The sequence below is a fragment of the Pseudidiomarina andamanensis genome (genome assembly GCF_009734345.1).
In the GTDB taxonomy this organism is placed as follows: domain Bacteria; phylum Pseudomonadota; class Gammaproteobacteria; order Enterobacterales; family Alteromonadaceae; genus Pseudidiomarina; species Pseudidiomarina andamanensis.
The window spans coordinates 158,137-173,830 of record NZ_CP032551.1 but is presented as its reverse complement, the minus strand read 5'-3'; the positions used below and the strand labels follow the sequence as shown (position 1 = coordinate 173,830).

The 15,694-nt window shown below is 46.6% G+C and carries 12 protein-coding genes; 6 read left to right on the top strand and 6 right to left on the bottom strand.

Features of this window, described 5'->3' with window-relative positions:
* Positions 1-206: 206 nt before the first annotated feature.
* Positions 207-1,835, bottom strand: a complete 1,629-nt coding sequence (locus D3795_RS00730; protein ID WP_156265715.1) for a M28 family metallopeptidase — start codon at positions 1,833-1,835, stop codon at positions 207-209.
* 150 nt (positions 1,836-1,985) lie between these two features.
* Here D3795_RS00730 and D3795_RS00725 point away from each other — a divergent pair, with 150 nt between their 5' ends.
* From D3795_RS00725 to D3795_RS00715, 3 genes are all read left to right on the top strand, one after another.
* Complete coding sequence (locus D3795_RS00725; protein WP_156265714.1) at positions 1,986-4,127, top strand: TonB-dependent receptor domain-containing protein; 2,142 nt, start codon at positions 1,986-1,988, stop codon at positions 4,125-4,127.
* Between the two features lie 94 nt (positions 4,128-4,221).
* Positions 4,222-6,522 (top strand): S9 family peptidase, encoded by a 2,301-nt coding sequence (locus tag D3795_RS00720; protein ID WP_156265713.1) that lies wholly within the window; start codon positions 4,222-4,224, stop codon positions 6,520-6,522.
* Between the two features lie 54 nt (positions 6,523-6,576).
* Entirely contained in the window at positions 6,577-6,975 is a 399-nt protein-coding gene (locus D3795_RS00715; protein ID WP_156265712.1) for an acyl-CoA thioesterase, read from the top strand.
* Positions 6,976-7,027: 52 nt separating this feature from the next.
* On the opposite strand, the gene D3795_RS00710 is transcribed toward D3795_RS00715, so the two are convergent.
* The 3 genes from D3795_RS00710 to cysS form a co-directional block, all read right to left on the bottom strand.
* A complete protein-coding gene (locus D3795_RS00710; RefSeq protein WP_156265711.1) occupies positions 7,028-7,882 on the bottom strand; it encodes an MBL fold metallo-hydrolase in 855 nt (284 codons plus the stop codon).
* Positions 7,883-7,910: 28 nt separating this feature from the next.
* Complete coding sequence (locus D3795_RS00705; protein WP_156265710.1) at positions 7,911-9,443, bottom strand: M17 family metallopeptidase; 1,533 nt, start codon at positions 9,441-9,443, stop codon at positions 7,911-7,913.
* Positions 9,444-9,537: 94 nt separating this feature from the next.
* Positions 9,538-10,920 carry a cysteine--tRNA ligase gene (gene cysS, locus D3795_RS00700; RefSeq protein ID WP_156265709.1) on the bottom strand — a complete coding sequence of 461 codons (1,383 nt, stop codon included), beginning with the start codon at positions 10,918-10,920 and terminating at the stop codon, positions 9,538-9,540.
* A 155-nt stretch (positions 10,921-11,075) separates the two neighbouring features.
* Here cysS and D3795_RS00695 point away from each other — a divergent pair, with 155 nt between their 5' ends.
* Together D3795_RS00695 and D3795_RS00690 are read left to right on the top strand one after the other, a co-directional pair.
* On the top strand, positions 11,076-11,573 hold the full coding sequence (locus D3795_RS00695; protein ID WP_156265708.1) for a peptidylprolyl isomerase: 498 nt from the start codon (positions 11,076-11,078) through the stop codon (positions 11,571-11,573).
* Between the two features lie 3 nt (positions 11,574-11,576).
* Positions 11,577-12,320 carry a UDP-2,3-diacylglucosamine diphosphatase gene (locus D3795_RS00690; protein ID WP_156265707.1) on the top strand — a complete coding sequence of 248 codons (744 nt, stop codon included), beginning with the start codon at positions 11,577-11,579 and terminating at the stop codon, positions 12,318-12,320.
* Between the two features lie 22 nt (positions 12,321-12,342).
* Here D3795_RS00690 and miaE read toward each other — a convergent pair whose 3' ends face one another.
* The gene (gene miaE / locus D3795_RS00685) at positions 12,343-13,092 is read right to left on the bottom strand and encodes a tRNA isopentenyl-2-thiomethyl-A-37 hydroxylase MiaE (protein WP_156265706.1); all 750 of its coding nucleotides are present in this window, start codon (positions 13,090-13,092) and stop codon (positions 12,343-12,345) included.
* 193 nt (positions 13,093-13,285) lie between these two features.
* On the opposite strand from miaE, the gene D3795_RS00680 reads away from it, so the two are divergent.
* Positions 13,286-13,882, top strand: coding sequence for a Yip1 family protein (locus tag D3795_RS00680; RefSeq protein WP_156265705.1), 597 nt, complete (start codon positions 13,286-13,288; stop codon positions 13,880-13,882).
* A gap of 65 nt (positions 13,883-13,947) precedes the next feature.
* Here D3795_RS00680 and D3795_RS00675 read toward each other — a convergent pair whose 3' ends face one another.
* Positions 13,948-15,690, bottom strand: coding sequence for a lysophospholipid acyltransferase family protein (locus D3795_RS00675; RefSeq protein WP_310942360.1), 1,743 nt, complete (start codon positions 15,688-15,690; stop codon positions 13,948-13,950).
* Positions 15,691-15,694 lie beyond the last annotated feature (4 nt).

Below are 15,694 nucleotides of genomic sequence, written 5' to 3'. Positions count from 1 at the left end.
TCTCCAGATAAAAATCTTAGTTATTTTTGTTGTAAGAGCGTCAATGCTCTCACCAAATCTCCTGCTCTCTCGAGCAAAAGGCGAAGCAAACTACCAAGACGACGGAAAAGAACAATGAAAATTAGTTGTTTTGCGGGATATATCCGATAAAAAAAAGGCGCCGCTCAAAAAAGCGGCGCCCTGCTTACTTTATAATCACAACCTGATTAATCAAGCTGCGAGAAGAAACTCTCTGGTAACCAGCGCGGACGCTCAACTTGGTTCGCTATTTCTTGACCAATTGCAAAGTTGATATTAGTAAAGGTTACGCCAGCTTCATAGTTAATTGGCAAGTCTGGCTGATCACTTGGACGGTGATAATGTTCAGCAAAGAATTTGCCCCACACTTCGCCACCATCTTCACCTTCAGTTTTCGAAGTAAAGCCCGTCATTAAAAATACCGCTGGCACGCCTTTTTTCACAAACGGGTAGTGATCTGAACGTGTGAAAATAGCTTGCTCAGGCATTGGGTCTTCACTGAGCTCAATACCGAATTGCCCCGCAGCTCGCGCAACCGACCCACCCAAAGTTGAGTGAGTTGAGCCGAAGGCAATCACGTCAGCAAAATCATATAGCAACACTGGCATATCAAGGTTTACGTTCGCCACAATCTGACTCAACGGTACAGTTGGATGATGTGCAAAGTAATCAGCACCCAGCAAACCGCGCTCTTCAGCTGTAACAGACAAGAACATGATTGAGCGTTTCGGCTGCTTTCCGCTCTCTTTGAACATACGAGCCGTTTCAAGCATCACCGAGACGCCAGAAGCATTATCCATTGCGCCATTGTTAATATGGTCATCTTGGCTCAAATCTTTGGTCATGCCAATGTGATCAGAATGCGCCGTATAAAGCACATATTCATTCTTGAGTTTTTCATCGCTGCCCGGAAGTACAGCCACAACATTAGGGCTGCTGATTTCCTCGTGACGCGATGCGCGCTGCAAACGAGCACTCACACCTAAATCAAATCCTTTTGGTGATTCACCCGCTTCTAACTGAGCAAAAATTTCTTCTAGCTTAACTGGCGCATTCACAAATAATTTTTCAGCCGCTTCATGCTGAACGTAGGCTGATGCCGCGATGTTCTTATATGCAACGTTTGGCTCGCCGTTTGGATGTAACCAACGAACGCTTGGTGCACGTTGATACATAATGCTCACTTCAAATGGACGCACTTCTTCGCGAGCTGGCGTATGTAAGTTGATAATACCAACCGCACCGCGCTCTGCTGCGAACTTTGTTTTGCTGCTATTTAGATGGGCGCCTTCTTCGCTGGGTAACTCCTCTGGACGACCGCTGACCATCACAACAATCTTGCCTTCAACATCAAGACCTTCGTAATCATTGATACCAAAAGCTTCTGAAACCAAACCATAACCAACAAAAACTAACGGTGCTTCAACATCATCTTTTTCACTGTAAGCGCTCGGCCCAGTGATAAATTCTTTTGGATAATCCAAGCTAATTTCTTCGTCACCAGTATTTAAGGTAAACGATGCGCTGTTTTCTTCAAGAAAACTGCGGCGAAATTTGATGCGTTGAAAGTAGGTTCCGTCATCACCAGCCGGCTCTAAACCTAAGCTTTTAAACTCAGTAGCAATGTACTTCGCCGCAATTTCATGGCCGCGGCTACCAGTATCACGCCCTTCAAGATCATCGCTCGCTAGAAATTCAAGATGTGCTTGTAACGCTGCAGCGTCGGCACTTACAGCTTCATTCGATTGAGATTCATCGGCACAAGCCGAGAGACTCAGCGCTACCGCAATAGCACCGATATATGAAAAAAATCGCATAGTTAACGTCCAATTATTGTCATTATAAAAAGGTCTCCGACAGTGTAACCAACCTCTGCATCGCATACTAGCGCTTGCGACAACATAAAACTTGATATATTGTTATAGTATAACATTACATATTTACAGATAGATCGGAGATTCCAACTCATGGTATCGCAGTTTCGTAAGAGTCCATTGGCATTATTCGTAACAAGTTTTGTCAGTTTAACTGCCAGCGCCACAGTTTTAGCGCAACAAGCAGAGCAAGAAGCTCACGAGCACGAAGATACGGAAGTGATTGTTGTCACCGCAAGCCCATTAAATAGAACAGCTCTTGAGTCAGCACAGCCTATTTCTGTCATGGCTGGCGATGAATTGCGTGAACAGCATGCTCACACATTGGGTGAAACCTTGGCCCATGAACCGGGCGTCAATGCCACGCATTTCGCCGGCGTGGCCAGTAGTCCAATTATTCGAGGCTTAGATGGCCCGCGTGTCAAAATCACCCAGAACGGTCTTGATAGTGGCGATGTCTCACGAGGCTCACCTGATCACGCAGTGACGACGGAAACTTCCGTTGCCCAGCAAATCGAGATATTCCGTGGTCCCGCAACTCTGCTTTACGGTTCTGGTGCAATTGGCGGCGTGGTGAATGTTGTTGATAACCGTATCGCTCAAGAGTTAACAGGCGGTACAAACGGTTTCTACGGAACGAAGTTCGATAGCGCCAGCAACTTACGCGAAGGCACTGCCGGTTTCACGGCAGATCATAAAAACACGGTTTGGCACTTTGATGCTTTTAAACGTCGTAGCGATGATTACCAAGTACCCGAGTTCACCAATGATGAAGGGGAGACCACCAATGAAATTGAAAACAGCTTCATTGATGCCCAGGGTGCAAACGTTGGCGTGAGTTATATCTTTGACAACGGTTATTTAGGCGCATCTTACGGGCGCTTAGAGCAACAATATGGCATTCCTGGTCATGGGCATGGTGAAGAAGAGCATGGCGAAGAAGAGCATGAAGAATCAGCTGGCGTTGAAGAGCACACTGAAGTTGGTCCGTTTGCCGATATGTGGCAAAACCGTATTCAAGTGCATGGCGGTTGGCTCAATCCATTCACTAATATCGAGCGTGTTGAACTCCGTTATGGTTTCACCGATTACCAGCACCAAGAAATTGAAGACGGTGAGCCAAGCACCACATTTACCAACAATCTGCATGAACTGCGTTTAACTGCGAACCATCAAGCGTTGTTCGGTTGGGAAGGAGCATTTGGATATCATTATTTCGACCAGGCCCAAGAAGCCTTTGGTGAAGAAGCTTACACGCCGAACTCGACGACCACGAAGCACGGGTTATTTTGGTTGCTTGAAAGAAATATCGACGCACTCAATTGGCAAGTTGGTGCGCGTGTGGAAGATGTCGATGTGAATGACTATTCCTTCACGCCTGTGTCTGCATCGGTAGGTTTTACCTATCCGCTAATACCTGGCATGCAATTATCAACGAATCTAAGTCATGCGCAGCGTGCTCCTTCAGCCAACGAGTTACTCTCCAACGGCGCGCACTTGGCAACGCAAACCTATGAGATCGGTTTAGCTTACAGCGTACATGAAGAGGCCGAGCATGCTTACCATATTGAGCCTGCTGATGTTGCACCTGAAGTCGAGGTATCGAACAACATCGATATTGGTTTGCACCTTGACTACAGCCATTTTCATATGGACTGGAATGTCTTTTATAATCGTGTGAACGATTTCGTCTATGGCGCTTTCACTGGCATCAATAGCGTTGATATTGAAGCCGAAGGCGAACATAACGACGGCGACGTTCACGACCATGCCGAAGGGCTGCCAGTAATCAGTTATGTTCAACGTAACGTTGATTTGTATGGTTATGAACTAAGTACTCGTTACGAATTTAACGAACAATGGCAACTACACGGTTTTAGTGACTATGTGCGAGCCAAAGTACGCGATGGCGGTGAAAATTTACCGCGCATTCCATCGCAACGTATTGGGGCAGAATTGCGTTATGCGGCTGATCGTTGGGAAACCAAACTTGGCTACACTTGGTACAACAAGCAAACCTATGTGGCACCGTTAGAAGAAAAAACGGATAGTTTTGGTTTAGTTAATGCCCAGCTCAATTGGTTTCCGCAAGCTCTTGCGGCGCACAATATCAGCCTGTACTTCAAGGCAGAGAATTTGACCGACGAACTCGGCTACGTCCACTCATCTTTCTTGAAAGAAGACGCTCCTATGCGTGGTCGCAACTTTAGTATTGGGTTACGTGGCGAATTCTAGCGCACTCATTGTACGCTTTATCGCACTGTGACAAGTATTGCGCCTAGCTTTGATAAACTAGTATTGTTTATTCAAATATCAGGGTTAGGTCGCAATGCGTTGTACTCGTGTACTGCAAGCTATTATTATCTTTATTGGTTTTCTAAGTGTCTCTTTGTTGGCGTCACCGTTACCGCAAAATGCCATTCAACAAGTTGAGCCGCTTTCCATTAAGCGTATTTTTTCTGCACCAAACCTAACAACCCCAGCGCCACAACAAATCAAATTTGCTCCCTCTGGGCGACATATAAGTTATTTAGCGGGGTCAAATGAACAGCCAAATGTACAAGATTTATGGTTGTACGATGTGCGCGAGAACAAACATCAGATTATCGTTAAAGCGAATGAGTTAAGCGACCCTAATCAACGCTTATCTACAGAAGAAAAAGCGCGTCGCGAACGCTTGCGAATCAGCTCGAGTGGCATCGTTGATTACCAATGGTCACCAACTGGTAATGCCTTGTTATTCCCAGTGAATGGAGAGCTTTACTTATTCGATATAGCAACTAGTAAGGTTGCTCAGTTAACGGATGACAAAGTTTTCGCAACCGACGCTCGCTTTTCGCCTGAGGGTAATTTCATTAGCTACGTTCATGACTACAACTTATACGTCATTGACCGTAAAACACGAAAAACTTACCAACTCACCAAACGCCAATCAGATACCGAGCAATTCGCTACCGCAGAGTTTGTCGCACAAGAAGAAATGAAGCGTATGACAGGCTATTGGTGGAGCCCGAATGAACAGCACATTGCACTCACCCGCATCGATCTCTCACCGGTTGATGTTCAACAACGCGTTGATGTTTATGCAGAGCGTACCGAACTCGTTGAGCAACGCTACCCTGCCGCAGGCACGAACAATGTCGCTCTTGATCTCGGGTGGCTAAATATTGCGGATGCACTAGCGTCAGATAAAGACGATAAGGTACCCGCCACACCAGCAACGGTTCACTGGTTGAATCTTGCCAAACACCATAACGAACAAGGCTATTTGGCTCGGGTGAAATGGCTTCCTAACAGCCTTAGCTTCAGTTATCAGTGGCAAAACCGGAGCCAGAATAGACTCACACTGATGATGTATACGTTGGCTGAAAAAACATCCAAATCAATTCTGGAAGAAACCAGCACAACTTGGATTAACTTAAACGATGACCTCTATTTTTTAAGTGATAGCCGTTATTTCATTTGGGCCTCTGAACGCAGTGGTTTCAAACATTTGTATTTGTATCGCACCGACGGTAGCCTCATTCGACAACTGACCAGTGGCGATTGGATGGTAGATAATCTCAGTCATGTGGATGAAATTACCGGCGTTATTTATTTTACCGGTCGTAAAGAGACCCCGTTAGAGCGTCATTTGTATCGCGCTAACTTAAATAACAGCTCACCAGGACAACCGAGTCAATTGAGCACCCGAGCAGGTATGCACAATGTGGTGTTTGCGGCCGATGGGCGTAGCTATATCGATTATTTTTCCAGTAGCCGTCAACCTCCACAGGTTAGCCTGCACGGACCAACCGGCGAACGGATTACCTGGCTGCATGAAAACCGTCTTGACCAAGGGCATCCGCTAAGCCCATATCTCGCTACGTGGAGCTATCCAGAGTTCGGTCATTTAGAAGCCGCCGATGGCCAACGTTTGTACTATCAAATAAATAAGCCAGCGCAGATAGCTGATAATCAAAATCATCCAGCTATTGTGATGGTTTACGGCGGTCCGCGTGCGCAGCGTGTGACCAATAGTTGGGGCGACTACTTTACCCAGTACCTGGTTCAACAAGGCTATGTGGTGTTTAAACTGGACAATCGCGGTAGTGGCAATCGCGGCCGTCAGTTTGAAAGCGGTATTTATCGTCAGTTGAGTCAACTTGAAGTAGCCGATCAAAAAGTCGGCGCGAAATGGCTCGCGAAGCAACCGTATGTGAATAGTAGTCGCATCGGGGTATTCGGTCACAGTTACGGCGGTTATATGGCGCTACATTTAATCATGCGCGCACCAGAGCTATTCTCTGCAGCAGTTGCCGGCGCCCCAGTGACCGACTGGGCACTCTACGATACCCATTACACTGAACGTTACATGGGAACGCCGCAAGATAACCCTGAAGGGTATCAACAAGCCAATGTCTTGACCTATGCGGATAACCTGAAAAAACCGTTGATGATTTATCATGGCATGGCCGATGACAACGTTCTATTTACCCACACAGCGATGCTTGCGCATCGATTGCAGCAATCGATGATTCCATTTGACATGATGGCCTATCCCGGCAAAGCCCACGGCATTCGCGGGCGCGAGGCAAGTATTCATCGCTATCAACTGGTCACCGACTTTTTTAATCGACACTTACGATAAGTTTCATGAATACGTTATACTAAGCGCATCTGAACCCACAAGGAGTGAACACTGATGCGCTTTTTATCTCGTCGCCTCGTCATGCCGAACGATCTTAACTTTGCCGGCTCTTTATTTGGTGGCCGTATTCTTGAATGGATTGATGAAGAAGCCTATATCTTTGCGGCCTGCCAACTCGATGCGAAAAGCCTAGTTACGAAGCACATCGGCGCCATCGCGTTTGAAACATCAGCCTATCAAGGCGACGTGGTTGAATTTGGTCTTGGTGTAAAAAAAGTAGGTAATACCTCGGTCACGCTCACTTGCGTGGTTCGCAATAAGCAAACCAAGCAAAATATTTGTGTAGCCGATGATATTGTCTTCGTTCATATCGATCCGGAAACTCGCACGCCACAACCACATGGCAAAACGAAAGCAGAACTCGATGCTCTACCGATCGAAACACCAGCTTAGTTGGTTACATGCATAAAAAAGCCGCTTCAAGCGGCTTTTTTATGCATTTTGATTACTTGTACAACGTACGAATCCAACGTTCTTCAGTGATGAAGCTCCATGACCAATCAGCCCATTGTTCACTAAGGCCTTTTGCTACCGCTTCATCTTCAGTCATGCCCTGCTCTTTCATGGTCATGACTTCTTCACGGGTTGCTTCAATCATATGAACCAAACGTAACCAATCGCTACGTTTTGATAAACTTCCATGACCCGGAATAATTTGCGTGTCACCATCAATATCAGCAATAACCGCGCGCACATTGTCGATGAAACCTTGTACGTTACCACCCGCATTCAAATCAATGAACGGGAAGCGATCCACAAAGAATAAGTCACCAGCGTGAATAATATTACTGCTTGGGAACCACACCACCACGTCACCATCGGTATGACCATGTGGGTAATGCTTCAAACGCACAGCAGTTGAACCTGTTTTCACCTCAAGAGACTTATCAAAGGTAATAGTTGGAAGACCTTCACGTTCAAACTTCTCATTGGCTGCCAAACGCGTTTTCACATTTTCATGAGCCACTATTTTAACGCCCTGTTTCGCGAACGCTGCATTACCATCGGTGTGGTCGCCGTGAAAGTGGGTATTCACTAGAGTGCGTATTGGTTGCTCAGAAATCTTAGCAATAGCTGCCGTAATTTTATCAGCTAACCCTTTGTACTGGGCATCAATCATAACAACGCCATCGTCACCAACATAGACGCCAATGTTGCCGCCCATGCCAGTTAGCATGTAAACCCGTTCACTCAGCTGCGTGGCTTTAATCTCCACGTCGTCCATATTTGATTGTGCTTGAGCGGTTGTCGAAGCAAACAACATAACCGCACTTAGTACGCCAAGTTTCAAACCACGCATTGAGAATCTCCTTTGTAAGATGCCTGCGTTATTGATGTAAGTAACATCCAGCAAAACAAGTCACAGGGGTTGCTGTTGGCTTACCATGTTGCCAATCACCACCTTCCACTCCGCTACCAGCAATGTCCACGTGCACATATGGCAACGGTTGTTGACTATCGGTACCATGCTTATCCAACCCTGAGGCAATTGCTAAAAATGCCATCGGGAATTGGTGTCCGCGCTTGGTTGTTGCTGAAGGTCCGTTATTACTCGATAAAGTGTCATCTGCTTTGGTTCGCGGACGCACAAAATCGTAGTCTTCTCTTCGTGACCATGAAATTTCTGTCGGGTCACCATACACTTCGCCAGCTTCCCACAGTTTATCTGTCACCTCATTTACGCGCGCTGGGCCATTCGGGATCAATGCCGTGTAGGGACCTTTCGCTAACGCAGCATGCCCAGTTAACGTCGCTACACTGAATAATTGTGGACGCGGATAGTCTACCGCTTCTTCACGAAGATGCGATAACAGATCAGCCAATACGAGACGGCCCTCTGCGTCGGTATTACCAATGCGAACTCGCACTCCGCTATGTGCCGTAATGATCTCATCCGCGACAAATGCGTCAGCCCCAATACTATTGCGCACAACACCGAGTTCAGCCACAACGTTTAGCGTTTCTGGACGCATTTCGGCGACAGTTTTGATAAAACCGGCAACACCCGCTGCACCGCCTTTATCGCGACTCATACCAGCCATGTGGCCACCAGTTTTCACATCAGCACCGCCAGTATCATAGACAATGCCTTTACCGGCAAACATCAACGTTTGCTCTGCCGCCGGTGCTTTATACTCTAAACGCACTACACATGGTTGATGGCGTGTTACACCTAATGAAGCTCGGGCTACGGCCATCAGTAACGGGTATTCATGCTGAAGTTGCTGCACGTCGTCAATAACGGTGACACGCACCGGAGAATGGGCAAACGCCTGTTGACAATATTCAGCAAAACGCGGCGGTGCCATTCGCTCTGGTTCCGTGCCCGCTAAATCGCGCGCGACTCGCTTACCTGCTTCTACGGCTTGCAACCAAGTTTCATCCAATGCACCGACAATACCAACGCCTGTGACGGTCTCTAATGTGGCTTCACCATGATGCTCTCGTGCCTCTAATGGCTCATAAAGCGCCTGACATAGTCCCCAATAGGCAACCGCTTCGGCTTGACCGTATCGGGCTTCGCTCGGTACGCCGAAAACAATCATTAACGGCTTGGTAACACCCGCCTGTTGGGCTATACGTGCAGCAGCACCAGCTGCATCACTAATATTTCGTACATCATCATAATCACGCGTTAATGGCCCAGTTGGCGCAAGAATCAAACGACCGCCAGCCACATCTGCCGGAACCAATAATGCTTGCTTACCGACGCGTGCATCGAACTGTTGCGCCTGTGATACATAATCACTGAAGTCATCAGGAATGGCCTCGGCGAAATCACCGATTAAAATAACTGCGTCAAAGTCGCCGCCAGCTGTGGCAGCATAGTTCTCAAATACATTAACCGTTGGAAATGCCATAAAAACCTCGTTGCTCGTTGTTCGTTATTCGTTACTCGTTATTGGTGGCGCTGTTTCGAACAACGAATAACCAATTACGAATAACGTTTTAGTCCTATATACGGCGCCACTTGGTGCCGGTTGGACTGTCTTCTAATTCAATATTCAGTGCCTTCAGCGCATCTCGTGCCGCATCCGCACGCGCCCAATCTTTGGCTGCTCGCGCATCATTTCGCTCGGCAATTAAAGCTTCAATTTTGGCAACGTCGTCATCGTCACCACCACCTTGCAAAAAGGCTTCCGGTTGTTGTTCCAGCAAACCTAACTGATGTCCAAGCTCTCGCAATTGTGCCGCATACGCCGACGCTTTTGGTGCATCATTTTGAACTGTACGATTGACCTCTCGCGCCAGTTCGAACAATACAGACAACGCCTCTGGCACGTTAAAATCGTCATCCATCGCGGCGTTAAAACGTTCAATTTGAGAAGCTGTTAATGCTGGATCAATCGTTCCCTCTGGTGCATCGCGCAGCGCCGTGTATAAACGTTCCAACCCTGAGCGCGCTTGATCAAGGTTGTCTTTAGAGTAGTTCAACTGTGAGCGATAATGGCTCGAAATCAAGAAGTAGCGAACCGTTTCGGCATCGTATTGCGCAAGCACATCACGAATGGTGAAGAAGTTTCCTAATGATTTCGACATCTTAACTTCATCAACCTGCACCATACCGCTATGCATCCAATAATTCACATAGTCGCTATGATTGGCGCAGCAGCTTTGCGCTACTTCGTTCTCATGGTGCGGGAAAATCAAATCAGAACCGCCACCATGAATATCGAAATTTTCACCGAGGTGACGTTTATTCATTGCTGAACACTCAATATGCCACCCAGGGCGGCCGTCGCCCCATGGCGATGGCCAACTTGGCTCACCCGTTTTGGCTTGTTTCCACAGAACAAAATCGAGCGGATCTTGTTTGTTTTCGGCAACATCAACACGAGCCCCGGCTTGCAGTTGCTCAAGGTTCTGCCGACTGAGTTTGCCATAGCCAGTAAAGGTACTGACATCAAATAACACATCACCATCTGTCGCAACATAAGCATTGCCATTGGCAATGAGCGTTTCAATCATGGCAATAATGTCGCCCATATGACCCGTAACCGTTGGTTCAACATCAGGACGAACTAAATTCAATGCGTCAAAGTCGTCATGCATGGCACGCGTGTAGCGCTCAGTCACCGCGTCGATAGCTTCGTTATTTTCAGCCGCACGGCGAATGATTTTGTCATCCACATCGGTAATATTACGAACATATTTAACTTTGTAGCCGCGTGAGCGCAGATAACGCACCACAACATCAAATGCAACATAGGTACGTGCATGACCAATGTGACAGTAATCGTAAATAGTTACCCCGCACACATATAGCTTAACTTCACCTGGCGTAATTGGCTTAAACTCTTCTTTTTGGCGGGTTAACGTATTAAAAACTTTCAACATGCACGGTTGCTCCTGTCTCACTGCATGACATCACTATTCAAAATAGACTGACATAATAACGCAAGGTGCGCCATGGTCACAAACAATGCTAAACTACAGCACCAATTAAATCTGTAAACGACATTAATTAAGTTACTCAATATGGAGCTCCCTCAATGCAGGTAACCCTACACACCAATCATGGCGACATCACCTTAAAATTATTCGCCGAAAAAGCACCAAAAACTGTGGAAAACTTCCTGACTTATGTGCGTGAAGGTTTTTATGAGAATACGTTGTTCCACCGCGTCATTCGTGGCTTTATGATTCAAGGTGGTGGTTTCAACTTAGAGATGGTGCAAAAGCCAACGCATGCGCCAGTTGAGAATGAAGCCAACAATGGCGTGAAAAACATGCGTGGCACCATTGCCATGGCACGCACACAAGACCCGCATTCAGCAACTGCGCAGTTCTTCATTAACGTTGCTGACAACGAGTTCCTCAACTTCAAAAATGAAAGCATGGGCGGCTGGGGCTATTGCGTATTTGGCGAAGTGGTTGAAGGTATGGACGTTGTGACTGCTATTGAAGCAGTGCGTACTAGCCATGCTGGTTTCCACCAAGATGTGCCAGTTGATGATGTGGTGATTAAGAGCGCCACAATCAGCGAGTAATCTATGACAACCTGGTTCATCTCTGATTTGCATTTAAGCCCTGCTAGGCCCGACATCACGGGCCTATTTCAGCGTTTTTTGCACGATCAAGCGGTTCATGCTGACGCCCTTTATATTCTTGGCGATTTGTTTGATGCATGGATTGGCGATGATGATACCAGCGACTTTGTTGCCGCAGTGCAGGCTGCGCTGCGGCAATTAACCGATACCGGTATTCCGGTGTACTTTATTGCCGGTAACCGCGACTTTTTGATCGGTCAACGATTTGCACAAATTACCGGTATCACCTTGCTCGACGAACCTAGTATCGTCGATCTATATGGCGTTCCAACACTGATTATGCACGGCGATACGCTCTGCACAGATGACGTCAGCTACCAACGCTTTCGTAAAGTGATTCGCAACCGTGTGGTACAGAAACTTCTGCTAGCTTTACCGCTTCGCTTACGCATGCGTATTGCCAACAAACTACGTGCTTCAAGTAAAACACAACAACCATTATCAGAGCAGCAATTAAAGATTATGGACGCCAATGAACACGCAGTTCGTGAGCAATTTATTGAACATGACGTACAACGCATGATTCATGGTCACACGCATCGCCCCGCAATTCATCAACACCGATTACCGAACGGTGAAATCGCTGAGCGTATCGTGCTTGGCGACTGGTATACGCAAGGCAGCTTCCTCAAAGTTACCGCTACCGAACATGAGCTTATTGTCAGCCCATTGGCAACGGATAACTAAGCTTTAGCCCAAACCCAAAAACTTACACAGGACCACTATGAAATCGGAACTCTGTGTCTGGTGACTGAATCAATTGGGCTTCAATTTCACCGAAAAATTTCACCCGCTCATCAATCGAATGCCCCACCAATTGCTCTGCTAATTCTAGGTAGTCTTGAAAGTGGCGTGCTTCAGAGCGAAGTAAACTCATGTAAAATTTCGATAGCTTTGGATCAACATGCGGCGCTAAGGCAGCAAATCGCTCACAAGAACGAGCTTCTATATAAGCGCCACAGATCAATTTATCGATTAACGTTGCCGGCTCATGCGTGCGTACATGCCGCAACATACCTCGGGCATAACGACTCGAACTAATGTTCTCATAGGCTATACCGAGCTCATCCATAATTTCCAACACTTGATAAAAATGATGAAGCTCTTCTTTAATCAGCAAGACCATTTTATCAATAAGCTCTTGGCTGTACGGCGCATCTCGCTTTGGTAACATTGCTTTGGTAAGTCGCTCATGGTCAGCCAATTCACGCCAATCACCCTGCATCCGATAGGTAAAGTCTTCATAAGGCTTTAACCAGGCCAACAGTGCGTCACCACTAGCCGCGTCTACCGCATAACGACGAATGAGTAGCATCGCCGATTGAGCTGCTTTCAGCTCGCACACTAAATGGTCAATAAGCAAAGCAGGTAGGTTTTCTGCTTTGCGCGCGGCTTCAATCCATGCACTAGGCGTGTCACAATGAAGAAACTGGCGAATGGGCTTTAGCAACAATTCCACAATAAACTCTCTTTTCACTCTCTAACACAAACTGCTGGTCAATTTTTAATCACACAAATTAAATATGGTTATTTGCATCAAAATGGCTTGACTCTGTTGAAAATCCGACCAATATTGAATGCGAGGCGCGCAAAAAAGCGTCAACAACAATAATAACTGTAACTACAGACAACAACAGAAGTTGAGGTATGTCATGATTTTAAATCACATTTGGGGCCTTTACGCTCATCCAGTTGATGAATGGAAGTCAATTGATCAACGTCACGAAAGCATGAGCTTTGCACTAAGCCACATATTAATTGTTGCGTTGTTACCATGCGCAGCTGCGTACTATGCATCCGCACATATCGGCTGGAGCATTGGCGCACGCGAAGTCACCTTTTTAACCCAAAATAGCGCGATGATAATGGCTGTCGCCATGTATGCAGGCATCGTTGCCGCAGTCTTTGCACTCGCCTACTTGATCCATTGGATGGCAAAAACCTTTGGCGCCGCACCAACTTTCACACAATCGTTGGAACTAGCTAGCTACACTGCAACACCTGTGATCATGTCTGGTATTGCTGCATTGTACCCAGAATTATGGTTCGTCACTATGGTGTTTTTGGCAGGTGTTGCCTATTCGGTTTACCTGCTTTATTCAGGCGTACCAATTTTAATGCATATCCCTGAAGAACGTGGCTTCTTATATGCTTCTTCGGTTGTTACTGCAGGGCTTATCATGCTTGTTGTTCTGATGGTAACGTCAGCCATTATTTGGACGAACGGCTTCGGTCCAGAATACATGTAATAAAAACTGAAAATCGAGAAAGCCCAGCGTTCGAGCTGGGCTTTTTTATTACTATATTTATTTTTTCAATCACCGAGATAACGCTTCCGTTTGTGCTCTTTTAATCGATGAATGTCCACCATCACTAAACCATCAACCGCATTGGCGAAATCGGCATCAACGTTAAAGCCTAAAAATCGCACACCGCCTTTCTCACACAGATCGGCATATTGCTTGTAGAGCGTTGGGATCGCAGCGCCTTGATGGGCTAAAAAGTGTTTCAAATGAAGTAAGTCATCAGCGTAGTCATCACTGATATCCGGCAGCGGACGACTATTTGGCATAAATGGCGTGCGTGACAGCGCTAAATTATCTGGGTCGGGAAAATGATCACCAAAAAATTGTACGAGCGCATCCTGGGCAACCCTTGGCAAGCTTGCACTCATCGTTACCGGACCAAATAAATAGCGGTACTGCGGGTGTTGTTGCAGTAACGCGCCAATACCTTGCCAGAGGTAATCTAAACTTCGTTTGCCCCAATATTTCGGCTGCACAAAACTACGTCCAAGCTCTAATCCTTGAGCAATAAACGGTGCCATGCGTTGTGGGTGATATTCGAATAACGAATGACTATAAAGCCCTTCCAAACCTCGTTCAGCTGCAATTGAGTTTGCATCGCCCAAACGATAAGCACCAGCGATTTCTAAGTCATCGGCATCCCATAGAATTAATTGGGTATACCATGTATCAAAATTATCGAGATCACGCCGACGCCCTGTACCTTCTTCTACGGCTCGAAAAGCGATTTCACGTAACCTTCCTATTTCTCGTAAAATCGGCGAATTCCCGTCATAGCGATACAAGTAGATATGTTTTCCATCTTGCGTGCTACCTAGCCGTTCGCAAGCCTCTACAGCCTTCTTCAAAGCTTGACGGGATTCTGCCCGAGCAATTGGACGCTGCGTTTTAAGCACGCCGAGTTTATTCTGACCGAGGCGATAAACATGACGTCGAAACATTTTTGCGCGTTGCGATAGTGTCAATTGCTCGACATTGAATGATTTCAGTGGCACCAACTCACCAATACGAAAATCAATGTGCCCTCGCTGCTGACGAAACATTTCTTGCACCAGTAACAAGGTCGCAAGTGGTTTGTAGAGCATGGATGCGCCGTAAAACCAAGCCGAGTTGTGCGCTTTAACATGAATGGGGAGTATTGGCGCTTGAGCACGTAAGGCCATTTTCAAGAAGCCGGTGTTCCAGTGATGATCGCGAATGCCTTGTGGACGCAATCGCGATACTTCACCGGCCGGAAACACAATTAACGCACCCTCACCCTCTAAGTGCTGATAAAGACGCCGCAACGGCTCGCTGCGAGCGCCAGTCTTAGAAGATTTAAACACAGGTACGGGAATCAGAAGGTCTTGCAGCGGTTCAATCGCCTGCAATAAATCATTGGCGAGAATCTTCACATCGCCACGCACGCTACTAACTAACTTCAATAGCGCCAAGCCGTCTAGAGAACCAATGGGGTGATTGGCGACAATAATTAATCGACCCTCAGTAGGTATATTATCGAGCTCACTATCGCGGGCAGTAAAACTGAAATTAAAAAAATCGAGCACATGCTCGACAAACTCAAGGCCTTGAAGATTTGGATAAGCCTCTGCAAACTGATTAATTTCGCGTTCACACAATAGCCCACGTAACACCCACAATGCAGATTTATGCAACAACTGATGGTTGTGCAGAGCCGGTAAATTTTTATTTAGCAATTGCTCAACTTCAATCATTGTTAGTCTCTCACTCAACTGCTGTTTGCTCAGCATAGGT

What these genes read in the sequence shown, in the direction of transcription:
- D3795_RS00730 (WP_156265715.1), bottom strand. Translation starts at nt 1,835, where the DNA reads ATGCGATTTTTTTCATATATCGGTGCTATTGCGGTAGCGCTGAGTCTC.
- D3795_RS00725 (WP_156265714.1), top strand. Translation starts at nt 1,986, where the DNA reads ATGGTATCGCAGTTTCGTAAGAGTCCATTGGCATTATTCGTAACAAGT.
- D3795_RS00720 (WP_156265713.1), top strand. Translation starts at nt 4,222, where the DNA reads ATGCGTTGTACTCGTGTACTGCAAGCTATTATTATCTTTATTGGTTTT.
- D3795_RS00715 (WP_156265712.1), top strand. Translation starts at nt 6,577, where the DNA reads ATGCGCTTTTTATCTCGTCGCCTCGTCATGCCGAACGATCTTAACTTT.
- D3795_RS00710 (WP_156265711.1), bottom strand. Translation starts at nt 7,882, where the DNA reads ATGCGTGGTTTGAAACTTGGCGTACTAAGTGCGGTTATGTTGTTTGCT.
- D3795_RS00705 (WP_156265710.1), bottom strand. Translation starts at nt 9,443, where the DNA reads ATGGCATTTCCAACGGTTAATGTATTTGAGAACTATGCTGCCACAGCT.
- cysS (WP_156265709.1), bottom strand. Translation starts at nt 10,920, where the DNA reads ATGTTGAAAGTTTTTAATACGTTAACCCGCCAAAAAGAAGAGTTTAAG.
- D3795_RS00695 (WP_156265708.1), top strand. Translation starts at nt 11,076, where the DNA reads ATGCAGGTAACCCTACACACCAATCATGGCGACATCACCTTAAAATTA.
- D3795_RS00690 (WP_156265707.1), top strand. Translation starts at nt 11,577, where the DNA reads ATGACAACCTGGTTCATCTCTGATTTGCATTTAAGCCCTGCTAGGCCC.
- D3795_RS00680 (WP_156265705.1), top strand. Translation starts at nt 13,286, where the DNA reads ATGATTTTAAATCACATTTGGGGCCTTTACGCTCATCCAGTTGATGAA.
- D3795_RS00675 (WP_310942360.1), bottom strand. Translation starts at nt 15,690, where the DNA reads ATGCTGAGCAAACAGCAGTTGAGTGAGAGACTAACAATGATTGAAGTT.